This window comes from Pseudomonas sp. NPDC089407, from assembly GCF_044900445.1.
GTDB lineage: Bacteria > Pseudomonadota > Gammaproteobacteria > Pseudomonadales > Pseudomonadaceae > Aquipseudomonas.
The window spans coordinates 81,816-98,574 of sequence record NZ_JBJDNB010000012.1 but is presented as its reverse complement, the minus strand read 5'-3'; the positions used below and the strand labels follow the sequence as shown (position 1 = coordinate 98,574).

The following is a 16,759-nucleotide window of genomic DNA, read 5'->3' as shown; positions in this document are numbered from 1 at the left end:
AGCGCCGCGCGGGCGGCGCTCGATCTCACCGGCGCTGAAGATGCTGTGCCAAGTGATAGAGCCCACCAATCAAACAGTCGGGCAAAGCAATTTGACGGCCCTGCGGCCAGGTTATAGCTTGGAGTTGTGTCCCTACCCATTCGAGCGCGAACGTGGAACAGAACAGCCGGGCCCTGATAGACGGCTTCAACCGGAAAATCGACTACCTGCGGATGTCGGTCACAGACCGCTGCGACTTCCGCTGCGTGTACTGCATGGCCGAAGACATGCAGTTCCTGCCGCGCCAGCAAATCCTCAGCCTCGAAGAACTGTTCCAGGTGGCCGAACGCTTTGTTGCCCTCGGCACCCGCAAGATCCGCCTGACCGGTGGCGAGCCGCTGGTGCGCCAGGGCATCGTCGAGCTGTGCGGGCGCATCGCCGCCCTGCCCGGCCTGCGCGAACTGTGCATGACCAGCAACGGCTCGCAACTCGGGCGCCTGGCCCAGCCGCTGTTCGACGCAGGCGTTACCCGCCTGAACATCAGCCTCGACAGCCTGAACCCCGAGCGGTTCAAGCAACTGACCCGCACCGGCGACCTGCATCAGGTCATTGCCGGCATCGACGCGGCTCGCCGGGCCGGCTTCAAGCGCACCAAGCTCAATTGCGTGGTGCTCAAGGGCCGCAACGACCACGAACTGGTCGACCTGGTGCGCTTTGCCATCGACCGTGAACTGGACATCACCTTCATTGAAGAAATGCCCTTGGGGGTGATCAGCGAGCACGAACGTGGCGAGTCGTTCTGCTCCAGCGATGAAGTGCGCGAGCTGCTGGCCGGGCAATTCACCCTGATCGAGTCGACCGAATCGTCCCAAGGCCCGGCCCGTTACTGGCGCCTGGCCGAAGCGGCCAACACCCGGGTCGGCTTCATTTCGCCGCACAGCCACAACTTCTGCGCCACCTGCAACCGCGTGCGCCTGACCGTCGAGGGCCGCCTGCTGCTGTGCCTAGGTAATGAGCATTCGGTAGACCTGAAGCACGTGCTGCGCGCCCACCCGGGCAACCCTGAACGCCTGGAAAAGGCCATCCGCGACTCGCTGCACCTCAAGCCCTACCGCCACCACTTCGAAGTGGGTGGCGACGTGCAGATCCTGCGCTTCATGAACATGACCGGCGGCTGAACGGCTGTCTCTGGATTTCCATGATCGTCCACCCCACCCCCGATGTGCTGCGCGTGCTGTTCACCCTCAAAGGGTCAATCGTCAAACGCATCGCCTTGCGCTGCCTGATGGTCACCCTGCTGGCCGCGCTGATCGTGCTGGCCGAGCGGCATTTTCCGGCGTTTTTCTACCCGGTCAGCGCCACGCCATTCACCTTGCTGGGCCTGTCGCTGTCGATCTTCATGAGCTTTCGCAACAACGCCTGTTATGACCGTTGGTGGGAAGGGCGCAAGGCCTGGGGCAAGCTGATTATCGAAACCCGCTCGTTCGTGCGTGAAAGCGTGGTGATCACCGATGAAAAACTGCGTGCCGAGTTGCTGCGCAGCCTGTGCGGGTTTGCCCATGCGCTGAATGCGCGTTTGCGCAATGAATGTGAAATGCGCGCGGCCAAGCCTTGGCTGGCGAAAGACAAGATCAGCGCGCACAATGTCTGTGATGGCATCTTGCAAGAGATCGGCGCGCACTGTTCGCAACTGGCTGCGCAGCAACACATCAGCGATTGGCGTTACAGCCTGCTGGAGCAACGGCTGGTGGGCCTGACCGAAGTGCAGGCGACCTGCGAGCGGATCAAGGGCACACCGCTGCCGTTCCCCTATACGCTGTTGCTGCACCGCACCATCTATATCTTCTGCATTCTGCTGCCGTTCGCCCTGGCCGAGCCGCTGGGCTGGCTGGCGCCGTTGTTCACTACCATCGTGGGTTATACGTTCTTCGGCCTGGATGCGATTGGCAATGAGCTGGAAGACCCGTTTGGGCGGGATGAGAATGATCTGCCGACCGATGCCATGGTGCGGACGGTGGAGCGGGATGTGCTGGCGGGGCTGGGGGAACAGCAGCTGCCACCGGCTTTGTTGCCGGTGGGGTATGTGTTGAGCTGACAGATTGTTGTTGCCTGTGCTGGCCTCTTCGCGGGTGAACCCGCTCCTACAAGGTGCAGCGCAGGGCTTGAAACCAGTAGGGTCGTTGTAGGAGCGGGTTCACCCGCGAAAGGGCCAGCACAGGAAAACCCTCAACCGCGGCTCGCACAGGCCTCGATCGGCAACAGGTGCTTGACGAAGTTGCAAGGCCGGTGCCGGGCGTCCAGTTGCTCCGCCAGGATCCCTTCCCACGCCGTACGGCAAGCCCCGGTAGACCCCGGCAGGCAGCACACCAGCGTACGGTTGGACAACCCGGCCAGCGCCCGGCTCTGCACGGTCGAGGTGCCGATATCCAGAATCGACAACGCCCGGAACAGTTCGCCAAAGCCATCGACGCGCTTCTCCAGCAGGCACTCCACCGCCTCTGGCGTGCTGTCACGCCCGGTAAAGCCGGTACCACCCGTGATCAGCACCACCTGCACCTGGTCATCGGCAATCCAGGTGGCCACCTGGGCGCGGATCTTGTACAGGTCGTCCTTGAGCAGCGCCCGCGCCACCAGGCGGTGGCCGACCTCTACCGAACGGCTGGCCAGCAGTTCACCGGAGGTATCGTTGTCATAAATGCGGGTGTCGCTGACAGTCAGCACGGCGATGTTCAGCGGTACGAAGACCGCATCAGGTTGGACGCGCACGTTGAAGCTCCTTGAATGGCATTGTCGCCACGCTAGAGGCATGAGCTGCAAGCGTCCAATCGATATGGCGAACTGTTCCATCGACAAGGTCTATCGCTGCCTGTACCGGCCCTATCGCCGGCAAGCCAGCTCCCACAGGTACGGCGCAGGCCTTGAGGGCTGTGATATCCCTGTGGGAGCTGGCTTGCCGGCGAGGGCCCTGACAGGCGGCATCAAACAATGGCCAGTTACCGCAGACTTGGTTAAGGTCGACACATCAAGCACGCCAGGCATTTCCATGGATATCAAGCAGCTCAAGTTCCTCATCGCACTCGACCAGACCCGCCATTTCGGCCAGGCGGCGGCGCTGTGCCACATCACCCAGCCGACGCTGTCCATGCGCCTGCGCAACCTGGAAGATGAACTGGACCTGGTGCTGGTCAAGCGTGGCCAGCGCTTCGAGGGTTTTACCGAAGCCGGCGAGCGCATTCTGGCCTGGGCACGCACCCTGCTCGCCGCCCATGACGGCCTTCAAGCCGAGGCCGCCAGCTGCCGCGGCCAGGTGGTCGGCAGCCTGCGCCTGGGCACGGTACCGCTGGCCAGCTTCAACCCCATGCACCTGTTGTTGCCGCTGCGGGAAAAATACCCCGAACTGCACTTCCAGCTCAGTTCGCTGAGTTCGGAACAGGTCATCGACGGGCTCAGCCGCAACCAGCTCGACCTGGGCATCTGCTACCTGGACCAAGTCAACACCAGCTTCTTCGAAGTGATCGAACTGGGCACCACCACCATGGGCCTGCTGCATGACACCCGGCACTTCCAGTTTGCCAGCGACAGCCTGCGCTGGGACGAGCTGAGCGACATTCCGCTGGGGCTGCTGAGCAAGGGCATGCACTACCGCCAGTCGCTGGACCTGAGCTTCCGCAGCCGTGGCCTGGAGCCCAATTCGGTACTGGAAAGCGACTCGAGCTTCCAGCTGATCCAGGCCATCAACACCGGCATGTGCTGCGCGATCATGCCGCTGGACTGTGGCCTGGAAGACCTCAGCGAGCACCTGCGCATCGTGCCGGTGGCCGACGCCGCCATCCACAGCCAGGTCGGCCTGCTGCTGCGCCGCAGCGAGCCGCGTTCGGCGATTGCCGAGCAGTGTTTTGCCGAAGCGCGCGTATTGTTCGCCAGTTCCTGAGCGCGCTGCAGCAACTAAGAAATTTCCCACAACCGACTCAGAAACTTCGCTAACGACAGGTCAGATTAACCGCCTCTATCATCGTCACTTCATCGGACCTGTGGGCCTGCGGCGTGTATAGCAGGCCTGCTTACATCGTTAACGGAGCTGACATGAGCACTTCAACCAATCTGGCCTCATCGTTCTGGAGCGTAGAAAACCTGGCGCCCCTGGCCGGCATCGTCGGGCCCATACTGCTGGGCCTGCTGCTGTGCTTTATCTACCGGCGGGCCGGTTCGTTGTATTTTCTTAGAGACCTCATCTGGCGGATTTTTGGTGGCACCACTGAATTCGACCAGCACTCGCAGTTGAACAGGCTGCGCAAGGAACTGAGGGAAATCGAGTTCTTCCGCTACGAATTCAATATTCCCGCCAACAACCTTCACGAGGCCAGCCTGGCCCATCGCTGGATCGTCGACAACGGCCTTGCGCCCGGCGACGTGAGTCGCAATCGTGCCTACATTGACTGGAGCGATTTCAACACCCCGCAGTTTGCTACGGCACGGTTCTCCCAGGGGCGCTTCAGGTGGCTCATTGCTCTAGTGGCCGTTCTCAGCGTGCTGATGGCGCCTTTGCCGATGGCAAACCAGTCGGATTACTTGATGGTCTGGCTTAAAAATGACCCTGAAGCACCTGCTTTCTACGTGTCGCAACAAGACATCAAGTTCCAAATGTGGTTTCCCGATGAAAAGCTGACGCTGGACCAATGCCGGTCCTCCGAAACGCTGGCGTCATTCACCCGGTACATGCCGGAGGAGAAGCTCGACACCATTTGTTCGGTCTTCATGGCTCCCGATTACGCGGCTCAGGTTGAAAAGGGGGTGAAAGGCCAGCGCGGGCTGTTGGCAGGCTTGTCCGCACTCCTCATGGCCGGTCTGGTGCTGGCCGTGCTGAAGCTGGCGCGTATGCAACGCGCGCAAAACCTTTACAACCGCTGGCAAGCGAACGCCACCGCAGCCCCAGCGCCTACAGTGCCGTCGCCTGCCGATACTGCCTCGGTGTAAAGCCGGTCAGTTGCTTGAACTGGCGGCTGAAGGCGCTGTGGTCGGTGTAGCCACAGCACATTGCCACTTCGGTGATCGGCAGTTCCGAATGCAGCAGGCGGTGGGCGTGCTCCAGGCGAGCCTTGTGAATCATCTGCCGCGGCGTGAGGTGGAACACCCGCTTGCAGTAACGCTCCAGCTGGGCCACGGAAATACCGGCGATGCGGGTCAGCTCGCCCATGCTGATCGGCTGGTGGAAATGCTGGCGGATGTGTTCGTCCACCGCTGCCAGGCGCTGGTAGGCGGGGTGGCTGTCGGCGGCTGACTGCAGGTCGACCGAGATGCCGACCAGGCCGATGATTTCGCCCAGCGGGTTGTACAGCGGGCGCTTGTGGGTCAGGCACCAGCCGGGCTCGCGGCTGCCGTACAGGTGCAACTCCAGCTGGTCTTCGAGTACCAACCCTTCCTTGAGCACGCGACGGTCCTGTTCGGTGTAACCGGGGCCCAGCTGCGCCGGGAATACTTCGGCGCTGGTCTTGCCCAGCAGCGGTTGCAGGCGCTTGAGGCCGCAGCGCTGGACCAGGGTGTTGTTGGCCAGCACGTAGCGGGCGGCCGGGTCCTTGATGAAGATCGCGGCATTGGGGATGGCGTCGAGGATCGGCAGCAGCAGCGCCACACCCGCCAGCAGGGCCTCGAGGGTGGCGGGGCGGTGCTGGTCGAGGGATTGGTAGAGGGTTGCCAGGGGATTTTCGGTCATCTGTCGGTTCTCTGCTGACTGGGCCGGCCCTTTCGCGGGTGAACCCGCTCCTACAAAGGAGCGCGCAGGTGCAGAGGGCAGTGAGGTCCTTGTAGGAGCGGGTTTACCCGCGAAGAGGCCGGCCCTGCGATTACCTATCTGCAACCCTTACGGGGTAGGGCTTACAGCCTATTCCCCACCCTTCCTGCCTGCCACTGTTTTTCAGCAACTGTGCCGATTTCGTCATCCCCCCTGCAGAAAACCATCAAGAACCGTCGCCCTGATCGGTCCACTCTATGCCCCACGCAAGCCGCCCAAGTCCTACAAGAGCGCGGCCCAAAAAGCCGCATCTCGTGACATCAGACCTGCCTATCCAATAACCAACAAAAAGGCGAACCCATGTCAGGCAAATTCAAGAAACAGTTATCACTGCTGGACCTCACCTTCATCGGCCTGGGGGCCATTTTCGGCTCTGGCTGGTTGTTCGCCGCCAGCCACGTCTCGGCCATCGCCGGCCCGGCAGGTATCCTCTCCTGGTTCCTTGGCGGCTTCGCCGTCCTGCTGCTGGGCATCGTCTACTGCGAACTGGGCGCTGCCCTGCCCCGGGCCGGTGGCGTGGTGCGCTACCCGGTGTACTCGCACGGCCCGTTGCTTGGCTACCTGATGGGTTTCATCACCCTGATCGCCTTTTCCAGCCTGATCGCCATCGAAGTGGTCGCCTCGCGCCAATACGCCGCCGCCTGGTTTCCCGGGCTGACCAAGACCGGCTCCAGCGACCCGACCGTGCTTGGCTGGCTGGTGCAGTTCGCCTTGCTCGGGCTGTTCTTCTTCCTCAACTACCGCAGCGTGAAAACCTTCGCCAAGGCCAACAACCTGGTCAGCGTGTTCAAGTTCATCGTGCCGCTGCTGGTGATCGGCGTACTGTTCACCTTCTTCAAACCAGCAAACTTCACCGTCCAGGGCTTTGCCCCGTTCGGCTTGTCTGGCGTGGAAATGGCCGTGTCGGCCGGTGGCATCATCTTCGCCTACCTGGGCCTGACGCCGATCATTTCGGTGGCCAGCGAGGTGAAGAACCCGCAGCGCACCATCCCGATTGCGCTGATCCTGTCGGTGCTGCTGTCCACCGCCATCTATGCCCTGCTGCAACTGGCCTTCCTCGGCAGCGTGCCGACCGAAATGCTCGCCAACGGCTGGGCCAGCGTGACCAAGGAACTGGCCCTGCCCTACCGTGACATCGCCCTGGCCCTGGGTGTGGGCTGGCTGGCCTACCTGGTGGTGGCCGATGCAGTGATCTCACCCAGCGGCTGCGGCAACATCTACATGAACGCCACCCCGCGCGTTGTTTATGGCTGGGCGCAGACTGGCACCTTCTTCAAGTACTTCACCCGCATCGACGCCGAGTCCGGCATCCCGCGCCCGGCGCTGTGGCTCACCTTCGGCCTGTCGGTGTTCTGGACCCTGCCCTTCCCGTCGTGGGAAGCGCTGATCAACGTGGTCTCCGCCGCCCTGGTACTGAGCTACGCCGTGGCCCCGGTCACTGTTGCCGCCCTGCGCCGCAACGCCCCCGACATGCCGCGCCCGTTCCGGGTCAAGGGCATGGGCGTGCTCGGCCCGCTGTCGTTCATTATCGCCGCGCTGATCGTGTACTGGTCGGGCTGGAACACCGTGTCGTGGCTGCTGGCCCTGCAGATCGTGATGTTCGTGCTGTACCTGCTGTGCGGCCGCTTCGTGCCGACCCAGCACCTGTCGCTGGCCCAGCAAGTGCGCTCGTCGGCATGGCTGATCGGCTTCTACGCGGTGACCATCCTGCTGTCGTGGCTGGGCAGCTTCGGCGGCCTGGGGGTACTCGGCCACCCGCTCGACACCGTAGCGGTGGCTGTTTGTGCCCTGGGTATCTACTACTGGGGTGCCGCCACCGGTGTGCCTGCCCACTTGGTGCGCCTGGAAGGCGAGGACGAAAGCGAAGCCTCTGCTGAAACCTATACCGGCCGCCCTGCCGCCGTCGCTTCCTGATCTTTTACCCAAGGGACACGCCCATGAAACAGATTCACGTCATCGATTCCCACACTGGCGGCGAACCTACCCGCCTGGTGATGAAGGGCTTCCCGCAACTGCACGGGCGCAGCATGGCCGAGCTGCGTGACGAGCTGCGCGAGCTGCACGACCCGTGGCGCCGCGCCTGCCTGCTGGAACCGCGCGGCAACGATGTGCTGGTCGGCGCGCTGTACTGCCCGCCCGTGTCGGCCGATGCCACCTGCGGGGTGATCTTCTTCAACAACGCCGGCTACCTGAACATGTGCGGCCACGGCACCATCGGCCTGGTTGCCTCGCTGCAGCACTTGGGCCTGATCACTGCGGGCGAGCACAAGATCGACACCCCGGTCGGCCAGGTCAGCGCCACCCTGCATGAAGACGGCGCCATTACCGTCGGCAACGTGCCGTCCTACCGCTACCGCCAGCAGGTGGCAGTAGAGGTGCCCGGCCATGGTGTGGTGCGCGGCGACATTGCCTGGGGCGGTAACTGGTTCTTCCTGGTTGCCGAACACGGCCAGCGTATCGAGCTGGATAACCGCGAAACACTGACCGAATACACCTGGGCCATGCTCAAGGCCCTCGAAGCACAAGGCATCACCGGCGAGAACGGCGCCCCCATCGACCACGTCGAGCTGTTTGCCGACGACGCCAACGCCGACAGCCGCAACTTCGTGATGTGCCCCGGCAAGGCGTACGACCGCTCGCCCTGCGGCACCGGCACCAGCGCCAAGCTGGCCTGCCTGGCTGCCGACGGCAAACTCGCCGAAGGCCAGACCTGGGTGCAGGCCAGCATCACCGGCAGCCAGTTCCATGGCCGCTACGAGCGCGACGGCGAACGTATTCGCCCATTCATCACCGGCCGCGCCTACATGACTGCCGACAGCACCTTGCTGATCGACGAACAGGACCCGTTCGCCTGGGGCATCTGAGCCCCGGCTTTTCTACCCAACCGAGTTTCGCCAGGAGTAACAACAATGACCAACAACATCTTCACCGGCACCATGCCCGCCCTGATGACCCCGTGCACCGCCGAGCGCAAGCCGGACTTCGACGCCCTGGTGCGCAAGGGCCGCGAGCTGATCGAGGCCGGCATGAGCGCCGTGGTGTACTGCGGCTCGATGGGCGACTGGCCGCTGCTGACCGAGGCCGAGCGCCAGGAAGGCGTGGCCCGCCTGGTCGCCGCCGGCATCCCGACCATCGTCGGCACGGGCGCGGTGAACAGCCGTGAAGCCGTTTCGCATGCCGCCCACGCCGCCAAGGTTGGCGCCGCCGGCCTGATGGTCATCCCCCGCGTGCTCAGCCGCGGCGCCTCGCTGATCGCCCAAAAGCACCACTTCTCGGCCATTCTCGCTGCCGCGCCGAAGCTGCCGGCGGTGATCTACAACAGCCCCTACTACGGCTTTGCCACCCGCGCCGACCTGTTCTTCGAACTGCGCAGCGCGTTCCCTAACCTGATCGGCTTCAAGGAGTTCGGCGGTGGCGCCGACCTGCGCTACGCCGCCGAGCACATCACCTCAAAGGACGATGACGTGACCCTGATGGTCGGCGTCGACACCCAGGTGGTGCATGGCTTCGTCAACTGCAACGCCACCGGCGCCATCACCGGCATCGGCAACGCCCTGCCACGCGAAGTGCTGCAACTGGTGAGCCTGAGCAAGCAGGCCGCCAAGGGCGACGCCCGTCCCCGCCGCCTGGCGCGCGAGCTGGAAGCGGCTTTGGCGGTGTTGTCGTCGTTCGATGAAGGCTGCGACCTGGTGCTGTACTACAAGCACCTGATGGTGCTCAACGGTGATACCGAGTACAGCCTGCACTTCAACGAGACCGACGCACTGACCGATGCCCAGCGCAACTATGCCGAGCAGCAGTACGGGCTGTTCCGTAGCTGGTACGCCAGTTGGTCGGCTGAGCAGAACCTGGCCTGACTTAAGCCCTGCGCGTTCCCTTGTAGGAGCGGCCTTGTGTCGCGATCGGGCTGCGCAGCAGCCCCAGGTTTTCAGCGCAGTTGCACAAATTGCTGGGGCTGCTGGGCAGCCCGATCGCGACACAAGGCCGCTCCTACAGGGGACGCGGTCTCCCTTGATACCTGACTCTGATTACCCAAGGAGGCTTCATGACCCTGACAGGCAACCTGCTGATCGGCCACACCCCGGTAACCGGCAGCCGCTCGGCCATCCATGCTGTCAACCCGGCCACCGGCCAGGCGCTGCAACCGGCCTACCTCGGCGGCACCAGCGAACACGTGGCCCAGGCCTGCGCCCTGGCCTGGGCGGCGTTCGACGCCTACCGCGAAACCTCGCTGGAACAACGGGCACACTTTCTCGAAACCATCGCCGCGCAGATCGAAGCCCTCGGCGATGCCCTGATCGACCGCGCCGTGGCTGAAACCGGGCTGCCCCCGGCGCGTATCCAAGGTGAACGTGGCCGCACCTGCACCCAGCTGCGCACCTTCGCCCGTGTCGTACGCGCCGGCGAATGGCTGGACGTGCGCGTTGACAACGCCCTGCCCGAGCGCCAGCCGCTGCCGCGCGCCGACCTGCGCCAGCGCCAGGTGGCCCTGGGGCCGGTAGCCGTGTTCGGCGCCAGCAATTTCCCGCTGGCCTTCTCGGTGGCCGGCGGTGACACCGCGTCGGCATTGGCCGCCGGCTGCCCGGTGGTGGTCAAGGCCCACAGCGCCCACCCCGGCACCAGCGAACTGGTCGGCCGGGCGGTGGCACAAGCGGTGCAACAGTGCGGCTTGCCAGACGGCGTGTTCTCGCTGCTGTACGGTTCCGGCCGTGAAGTCGGTATCGCGCTGGTCAGCGACCCGCGCATCAAGGCGGTTGGCTTCACTGGTTCGCGTAGCGGTGGCGTGGCGCTGTGCCAGGCGGCCCAGGCGCGCCCGGAGCCCATCCCGGTGTATGCCGAAATGAGCTCGATCAACCCGGTATTCCTGTTCGACGCTGCCCTGCAGGCCCGTGCCGAAACATTGGCACAAGGCTTCGTCGCCTCGCTGACCCAGGGCGCCGGCCAGTTCTGCACCAACCCCGGCCTGGTGATCGCCCGCCAAGGCACGGCGCTGCAGCGTTTCATCAGCGCAGCCCGTGGCCATGTGCAGCAGGCCGCCGCGCAAACCATGCTGACCCCGGGCATTTTCACTGCGTACCAGGCCGGCGTTGCTGCACTGGCAAACAACGCCAATGCCCAGTCCGCCGCCAGCGGCCAGCCCGGCCAAGGCCCCAACCAGTGCCAGGCGCAGCTGTTCGTGACCCAGGCCGAAGCCTTCCTCGCCGACCCGGCCTTGCAGGCTGAAGTGTTTGGCGCAGCCTCGCTGGTTGTGGCTTGCGCCAGTGATGAACAAGTGCGCCAGGTAGCCGAGCACCTGGAAGGCCAGTTGACCGCCACCTTGCAGCTGGACGACGCTGACATCGACAGCGCCCGCGCCCTGCTGCCCACCCTGGAGCGCAAGGCCGGGCGCATTCTGGTCAATGGCTGGCCGACCGGCGTCGAGGTCTGCGATGCCATGGTGCATGGCGGGCCGTTCCCGGCCACCTCAGATACCCGTACCACTTCGGTGGGCACGGCGGCGATCCTGCGCTTCCTGCGCCCGGTGTGCTACCAGGACTTCCCTGATGCCCTGCTGCCGCAGCCGTTGCAACACGGCAACCCGCTGCAACTGCAGCGCCTGCTCGACGGTAAACGGGAAGGCTGAACATGGTCGAAACCGCTGAAACCGATATCGCCGTGATCGGCGCCGGCATCGTCGGCGTCGCCTGTGCCCTGCAACTGGCCCGCCAGGGCCGCCGTGTAATGCTGGTCGACCGGCAGGCGCCCGGCCACGGTGCGTCCTTCGGTAATGCCGGGCACCTGGCCACCGAACAAGTGTTCCCGATTGCCGACCTGTCGATCCTCAAGCGCCTGCCACGCATGCTGATCGACCCCATGGGCCCACTGCGCCTGGACTGGAAATACCTGCCCAAGGCCATGCCGTGGTTTACCCGCTTGCTGCTCAACCTGCGCCCGGCGCCGTTCCAGCGCAGCGTGGCAGGTATCCGCGCCTTGAACGAAGGCAGCCTGGCTGCCTGGCAACGGCTGCTGGGCTCGATCGGGCGTAGCGAGCTGTTCCAGGAGGATGGCTCGTTGCTGGTGTTCGAACGGCCGGAATCGCGGCAGGCGCTGGAGGCACTGCATGCGCGTATGCAGCAGCAGGCGGTACCGGTGGACGTCTGGTCAGCGGATGCTGTGCGCGAAGCAGCGCCGCAGCTGAGCCCGTCATTGCTAGGCGGGCTGTTCTTCCCCAAGACCGGGCACTTCATCGACCCGTACCGGGTGGTGTGCGAGTTGTTCGAAGCAGCCAAGGCCAGCGGCGTGCGCTTTGTCCAGGCGCAGGTCGAGGGTGGCCAGGTGCACAGCGGCGGGGTTTGCCTGGCCAGCGACCACGGCACGCTCAATGCGCGCCAGGTGCTGGTCTGCTGTGGTGCGCATTCGGCAAAACTGACCGGAGCACTCACCGGCAAGCAGGTGCCACTGGACACTGAACGCGGCTACCACCTGATGCTGCCTGGCGAACATCAGCGTCTGCCGTTTGCGGTGACCTCGCTGGAGCGCAAGTTCATCATGACGCCCATGGCCGAAGGTTTGCGCCTGGCCGGCACGGTGGAGTTCGCCGGGCTGGACGCGCCGCCTAGCATGCAACGGGCGTGGCAGTTGCATCGGTTAAGCAAGGGTTTGTTCCGGCAAGCGTTGAGTGTTGAGGGGGCGACGCCGTGGATGGGGTTTCGGCCGTCGTTGCCGGACTCGTTGCCGGTGATCGACCGGGTGTGCGATGGGCGGGTGCTGTTGGCGTTTGGGCATCAACATCTTGGGTTGACCCAGGCGGCGGTGACCGCGGAATGGGTGGGGCGGTTGGCTGAGCGGGCGGGTGGGGGTGAGATGTCGGCTTACCGGTTGGATCGGTTTTGAGTTTGGGGGCTGCTGCGCAGCCCATTCGCGGGACAAGCCCGCTCCCACAGGTATAGCGCAGGCCTGAGGGCCACACAATCCTGTGGGAGCGGGCTTGTCCCGCGAATGGGCCGCATAGCGGCCCCTTCTGAACTCAGCGATAACGCTCAAGCCAGTGCGCATACGGCGCCGGCAAGGTCCAGGAGGCTTTCTCCACGCCCAGTTCCTTGGCCGCAAAGTAGGCCCAGTGCGGGTCAGCCAAATGCGCCCGGCCTACGGACACCAGGTCCAGCTGGTTGGCCTGCAGCGCCGCTTCGGCCAGTTGCGGCGTACCAAAACCCCACGCCGAAGTCACCGGCAGCTTGGCCTCACGACGCACGCGCTCGGCAATCGGCCCCATGAACGCCGGGCCCCATGGAATATGGGTGTCAGGAATGGTAAAGCCGACACTCACGCTCAGCAGGTCAAGGCCACCGGCCTTGAAGCGGCGCGCCAGCTCGATCGACTCTTCCAGGGTCTGCTCATCGCGGCCATCGTATTCCAGCACGCCAAAACGTGCGGTCAACGGCAGGTTCTCTGGCCACACTTCACGCACGGCAGCCAAGGTTTCCAGCAGGAAGCGGCTGCGGTTGTCGAAGCTGCCACCGTAGGCGTCGGTGCGCTTGTTGGAATGCTCGGAGAAGAAGCTCTGGCCCAGATAGCCATGGGCAAAGTGCAGTTCGATCCACTCGAAGCCGGCATCGCGCGCACGGCGGGCAGCATCGACGAAGTCCTGCTTGACCCGGGCGATGTCGTCCAGGGTCATTTCGCGCGGCACTTGCGGCAGGTGTGCGCCAAAGGCAATGGCAGACGGGGCGATGGTCTCCCAGCCGCGGGCGTCATCGGCGGCAATGTGGTCGTCACCTTCCCACGGGCGGTTGGCGCTGGCCTTGCGCCCGGCGTGGGCGATCTGGATGCCCGGCACCGAACCTGCGGCCTTGATTGCCTGTACCACCGGCACGAAGGCCTGTGCATGGGCATCGCTCCAGATCCCGGCGCAGCCGGGGGTGATACGCCCTTCCGGTGCCACCGCCGTGGCTTCAACCACCAGCAGGCCGGCACCGCCACGGGCCAGGCCGGCCAGGTGCACGTGGTGCCAGTCGTTGATCATGCCGTCCTCGGCCATGTACTGGCACATCGGCGGAATGGCGATGCGGTTGCGCAGGGTGACGTCCTTGAGGGTGTAGGGTTCGAACAGTGCGGTCATGCTAATCTCCAGGAGCCTAGGATACGGTAGTTCGATCATAATCGAACTATGACAACAATTGAAAGCCCCGGTATCATGTCGACCATGCGAGCCTATAAACATCCCACTGCTGAAGACCTGATTCTCGAACGGGTGCTGTACGCCCTGAGCGACCCGGTGCGCCTTGCCATCGTCCGCCATCTGGCCGGGGTGACAGAGGCTACGTGTGGTGAACTTGATGGCGGTCGGCCGAAGTCGAGCATGTCGCATCATTTTCGGGTTTTGCGCGATGCCGGCCTGGTGCAAACCCGCAATGTAGGCACCACGCACATGAATTCCCTGCGCAGCGAGCTGCTGGACAGCCGCTTCCCCGGCCTGCTGGCCTGTATCCTGCGCCAGCACTGAGCCGCAAGGTTGGGCATGCCCTTCATCGGGTAGCACCCAGCCTGTTTGAACACCCTTCCCCGGTGATGCCTCCAAATTCTACAAGGCATCACGCGAGCCGTTCAGCGACGCCTTCGTTCAAGCCCGCCATCCGGGCCGGCGTCCGTCCGTGCTTATGCAGGGGAACCTCGTATGAACCAACTCGAATTCATTCCGCTCGATCAACCTTATGTTGGCGAATCAGCGCCGGGTATTACCCAGGCCACACGAACACGCCCGACCTTGTTGTGCTTGTCACATCTGCGTTGGGGTTTTGTCTACCAACGCCCGCAACAGCTGATGTCGCGTCTTGGTCGCGACTATGACGTGGTGTTTTTCGAAGAGCCGGTATTCGACGACGTAATGGGCCCAGGCTTACGCTTGGAGTCAGTGGCCGAGGGCGTCTGCGTGCTGGTTCCGGTGCTGCCACCGGGGCTGGATGAAGCACAGCTGATCGATGCCCAGCGCCGACTGATCGACGCTTGGTTGGCATTGGGCGACGTCGGTGAGTTGCTGCTGTGGTACTGGACGCCGATGAGCCTGCCTTTCACCGAGCATCTGCAGGCCCAAGTGGTAGTGTACGACTGCATGGATGAGCTTTCGGCCTTTCGCTTCGCACCGCCGGCCATGCTCGCCATGGAGCAACGCCTGTTACAGCGTGCCGACCTGGTGTTCACGGGCGGCCATTCGTTGTGGGAAGCCAAGCGCCAGCACCATGCCAACGTTCACGCCATGCCCAGCAGCGTCGACATCAGCCACTTTGGCCAGGCCCGCCAGCCACTGCCTGACCCACCCGACCAAGCCGAAATCCCCCATCCGCGCCTGGGATTTTTTGGCGTCATCGACGAGCGTTTTGACATCCAGCTGGTAGCCGAGCTGGCAGTTCGACGCCCTGACTGGCACATCGTGCTGATCGGCCCGGTGGTGAAAATCGACGAGGCCAGCCTGCCGCGCCTGGCCAATATCCATTACCTGGGCAGCCGGCCCTACGAAGCGCTACCCGCGTATCTGGCCGGCTGGGATGTCGCACTGATGCCCTTCGCCCACAATGAATCAACACGCTATATCAGCCCGACCAAAACCCCGGAGTACCTGGCCGGGGGCTGCCCAGTGGTATCCACCGCGGTGCGCGATGTGGTCAAAGGCTACGGAAACAGTGGCGTGGTCAGTATCGCCGACACACCCGAGGCATTCATCGAAGCGGTGCAAGACGCGCTGAACCTGCGCTTTCAGTCGGGCGAGATAGCCCGGCGCGCTGACAAAGCCCTGGATGGCATGTCGTGGGACAAAACCTGCGGCGCCATGCGGGAGCTGATCGAATGCCAACGATAACCCTCGACCACGCCATCGCCGCACCCGCTTATGACTACCTTGTCGTCGGTGCCGGTTTTGCCGGCAGCGTACTGGCCGAACGTCTGTGTGCCGGGCTCGGCCTGCGGGTACTGCTGATTGATCGCCGCGAGCACATTGGCGGCAACGCCTACGACCACCTGGACGCCGCTGGCGTGCTTGTGCATCGCTATGGCCCGCACATCTTCCACACCAATGCCCAACGCATCGTCGACTACTTGTCCCGCTTCACCGAGTGGCGCCCTTACGAGCACCGAGTACTGGCGCAGGTGGACGAACACCTGGTGCCGATCCCGATCAACCTGACCACCCTCAACACGTTGTACGGGCTGGACATGGACGAGGCCCAGGCGGCCGGGTTCCTCGCCCAGCGCGCCGAGCCGGTGATACCGCTGCGCACCTCGGAAGATGTGGTGGTCAACCAGATCGGCCGCGAGCTTTACGAGAAATTCTTCCGTGGCTATACCCGCAAACAATGGGGCCTGGACCCCTCGGAGCTCGACAAATCGGTCACTTCCCGAATACCCACCCGCACCAACCGGGACGACCGCTACTTCACCGACAGCTTCCAGATGATGCCGTTGCACGGCTATACCGCGATGTTCGAGCGCATGCTTGAGCAGGCTGGCATCGACGTGCTGTTGTCTTCCGATTTCAAGCAAGTGCGGGATCTGGTGCATTACCGGCAGCTGGTGTACTGCGGGCCGGTCGATGAGTACTTTGAACATTGCTACGGCAAGCTGCCCTATCGCTCGTTGCGCTTCGTGCATGAAACACACGATGTCGAATGCTTTCAGCCGGTGGCAGTGGTCAACTACCCGGCGCCGCACGTGCCTTATACGCGCATCACCGAGTACAAGCACCTCACGGGCCAGACCCACCCGCGCACCAGCATCAGTTACGAATACCCTTGCGCCGAGGGTGACCCCTATTACCCAATACCGCGCGCGGAAAACACCGAACTGTACCGGCGCTACAAGGCCTTGGCCGATCAGACCCCGGGGGTAACCTTCCTCGGCCGGCTGGGCACCTACAAGTATTACAACATGGACCAGGTTGTCGGCCAGGCGTTGGCGTTGTACCAGCGTATCGCCCGCGAAGCCGGGGTCGAAGCCGAAGCCTATGTCAGCGAGGCCGGTTGA

Annotated in this window: 15 protein-coding genes; 12 read left to right on the top strand and 3 right to left on the bottom strand. The window is 63.8% G+C overall.

The annotated features are described in order from the left end of the window. Positions 1–152 precede the first annotated feature (152 nt). Positions 153–1,157 (top strand): GTP 3',8-cyclase MoaA, encoded by a 1,005-nt coding sequence (gene moaA / locus ACI2KG_RS11850; RefSeq protein WP_404662030.1) that lies wholly within the window; start codon positions 153–155, stop codon positions 1,155–1,157. 20 nt (positions 1,158–1,177) lie between these two features. Next, a complete protein-coding gene (locus ACI2KG_RS11845) occupies positions 1,178–2,074 on the top strand; it encodes a bestrophin family protein (RefSeq protein WP_404662029.1) in 897 nt (298 codons plus the stop codon). Positions 2,075–2,205: 131 nt separating this feature from the next. Here the strand turns inward: ACI2KG_RS11845 and moaB are convergent, their stop codons facing one another. After that, positions 2,206–2,745: a molybdenum cofactor biosynthesis protein B gene (gene moaB / locus ACI2KG_RS11840; RefSeq protein WP_404662028.1), complete on the bottom strand. Its 540-nt coding sequence runs from the start codon at positions 2,743–2,745 to the stop codon at positions 2,206–2,208. A 277-nt stretch (positions 2,746–3,022) separates the two neighbouring features. Here moaB and ACI2KG_RS11835 point away from each other — a divergent pair, with 277 nt between their 5' ends. Both ACI2KG_RS11835 and ACI2KG_RS11830 read left to right on the top strand, forming a co-directional pair. Then, positions 3,023–3,910: a LysR family transcriptional regulator gene (locus ACI2KG_RS11835; RefSeq protein ID WP_400613450.1), complete on the top strand. Its 888-nt coding sequence runs from the start codon at positions 3,023–3,025 to the stop codon at positions 3,908–3,910. 152 nt (positions 3,911–4,062) lie between these two features. Next, positions 4,063–4,953 (top strand): DUF6216 family protein, encoded by an 891-nt coding sequence (locus ACI2KG_RS11830; RefSeq protein WP_404662027.1) that lies wholly within the window; start codon positions 4,063–4,065, stop codon positions 4,951–4,953. On the opposite strand, the gene ACI2KG_RS11825 is transcribed toward ACI2KG_RS11830, so the two are convergent. Beyond that, positions 4,916–5,689 carry a helix-turn-helix domain-containing protein gene (locus ACI2KG_RS11825; protein ID WP_404662026.1) on the bottom strand — a complete coding sequence of 258 codons (774 nt, stop codon included), beginning with the start codon at positions 5,687–5,689 and terminating at the stop codon, positions 4,916–4,918. The two genes, ACI2KG_RS11830 and ACI2KG_RS11825, sit on opposite strands and share 38 nt — an antisense overlap. 378 nt (positions 5,690–6,067) lie before the next feature. On the opposite strand from ACI2KG_RS11825, the gene ACI2KG_RS11820 reads away from it, so the two are divergent. From ACI2KG_RS11820 to ACI2KG_RS11800, 5 genes are all read left to right on the top strand, one after another. Next, complete coding sequence (locus ACI2KG_RS11820) at positions 6,068–7,681, top strand: APC family permease (RefSeq protein ID WP_404662025.1); 1,614 nt, start codon at positions 6,068–6,070, stop codon at positions 7,679–7,681. 23 nt (positions 7,682–7,704) lie between these two features. Continuing rightward, the gene (locus ACI2KG_RS11815; RefSeq protein ID WP_404662024.1) at positions 7,705–8,631 is read left to right on the top strand and encodes a 4-hydroxyproline epimerase; all 927 of its coding nucleotides are present in this window, start codon (positions 7,705–7,707) and stop codon (positions 8,629–8,631) included. 45 nt (positions 8,632–8,676) lie between these two features. Then, on the top strand, positions 8,677–9,624 hold the full coding sequence (locus tag ACI2KG_RS11810) for a dihydrodipicolinate synthase family protein (RefSeq protein ID WP_404662023.1): 948 nt from the start codon (positions 8,677–8,679) through the stop codon (positions 9,622–9,624). A 188-nt stretch (positions 9,625–9,812) separates the two neighbouring features. Further along, complete coding sequence (locus ACI2KG_RS11805; protein WP_404662022.1) at positions 9,813–11,390, top strand: aldehyde dehydrogenase (NADP(+)); 1,578 nt, start codon at positions 9,813–9,815, stop codon at positions 11,388–11,390. Between the two features lie 2 nt (positions 11,391–11,392). Next, positions 11,393–12,640, top strand: a complete 1,248-nt coding sequence (locus ACI2KG_RS11800) for an NAD(P)/FAD-dependent oxidoreductase (protein ID WP_404662021.1) — start codon at positions 11,393–11,395, stop codon at positions 12,638–12,640. 133 nt (positions 12,641–12,773) lie between these two features. Here ACI2KG_RS11800 and xenA read toward each other — a convergent pair whose 3' ends face one another. Further along, positions 12,774–13,865 carry a xenobiotic reductase XenA gene (gene xenA, locus ACI2KG_RS11795; RefSeq protein ID WP_400613433.1) on the bottom strand — a complete coding sequence of 364 codons (1,092 nt, stop codon included), beginning with the start codon at positions 13,863–13,865 and terminating at the stop codon, positions 12,774–12,776. Between the two features lie 75 nt (positions 13,866–13,940). Here xenA and ACI2KG_RS11790 point away from each other — a divergent pair, with 75 nt between their 5' ends. The 3 genes from ACI2KG_RS11790 (at position 13,941) to glf (ending at position 16,759) form a co-directional block, all read left to right on the top strand. Next, positions 13,941–14,249 carry an ArsR/SmtB family transcription factor gene (locus tag ACI2KG_RS11790; protein ID WP_404662020.1) on the top strand — a complete coding sequence of 103 codons (309 nt, stop codon included), beginning with the start codon at positions 13,941–13,943 and terminating at the stop codon, positions 14,247–14,249. 171 nt (positions 14,250–14,420) lie between these two features. Further along, on the top strand, positions 14,421–15,599 hold the full coding sequence (locus ACI2KG_RS11785; RefSeq protein ID WP_404662019.1) for a glycosyltransferase family 1 protein: 1,179 nt from the start codon (positions 14,421–14,423) through the stop codon (positions 15,597–15,599). Further along, positions 15,587–16,759, top strand: a complete 1,173-nt coding sequence (gene glf / locus ACI2KG_RS11780) for a UDP-galactopyranose mutase (RefSeq protein WP_404662018.1) — start codon at positions 15,587–15,589, stop codon at positions 16,757–16,759. The genes ACI2KG_RS11785 and glf overlap by 13 nt, the downstream gene beginning before the upstream one ends.

Excerpts from the sequence above, each read along its gene's own strand:
- ACI2KG_RS11830 (WP_404662027.1), top strand. The coding sequence starts at position 4,063 with ATGAGCACTTCAACCAATCTGGCCTCATCGTTCTGGAGCGTAGAAAAC.
- ACI2KG_RS11800 (WP_404662021.1), top strand. The coding sequence starts at position 11,393 with ATGGTCGAAACCGCTGAAACCGATATCGCCGTGATCGGCGCCGGCATC.
- ACI2KG_RS11820 (WP_404662025.1), top strand. The coding sequence starts at position 6,068 with ATGTCAGGCAAATTCAAGAAACAGTTATCACTGCTGGACCTCACCTTC.
- ACI2KG_RS11845 (WP_404662029.1), top strand. The coding sequence starts at position 1,178 with ATGATCGTCCACCCCACCCCCGATGTGCTGCGCGTGCTGTTCACCCTC.
- ACI2KG_RS11835 (WP_400613450.1), top strand. The coding sequence starts at position 3,023 with ATGGATATCAAGCAGCTCAAGTTCCTCATCGCACTCGACCAGACCCGC.
- ACI2KG_RS11815 (WP_404662024.1), top strand. The coding sequence starts at position 7,705 with ATGAAACAGATTCACGTCATCGATTCCCACACTGGCGGCGAACCTACC.
- ACI2KG_RS11810 (WP_404662023.1), top strand. The coding sequence starts at position 8,677 with ATGACCAACAACATCTTCACCGGCACCATGCCCGCCCTGATGACCCCG.
- ACI2KG_RS11785 (WP_404662019.1), top strand. The coding sequence starts at position 14,421 with ATGAACCAACTCGAATTCATTCCGCTCGATCAACCTTATGTTGGCGAA.
- ACI2KG_RS11790 (WP_404662020.1), top strand. The coding sequence starts at position 13,941 with ATGTCGACCATGCGAGCCTATAAACATCCCACTGCTGAAGACCTGATT.
- xenA (WP_400613433.1), bottom strand. The coding sequence starts at position 13,865 with ATGACCGCACTGTTCGAACCCTACACCCTCAAGGACGTCACCCTGCGC.
- ACI2KG_RS11805 (WP_404662022.1), top strand. The coding sequence starts at position 9,813 with ATGACCCTGACAGGCAACCTGCTGATCGGCCACACCCCGGTAACCGGC.
- glf (WP_404662018.1), top strand. The coding sequence starts at position 15,587 with ATGCCAACGATAACCCTCGACCACGCCATCGCCGCACCCGCTTATGAC.
- ACI2KG_RS11825 (WP_404662026.1), bottom strand. The coding sequence starts at position 5,689 with ATGACCGAAAATCCCCTGGCAACCCTCTACCAATCCCTCGACCAGCAC.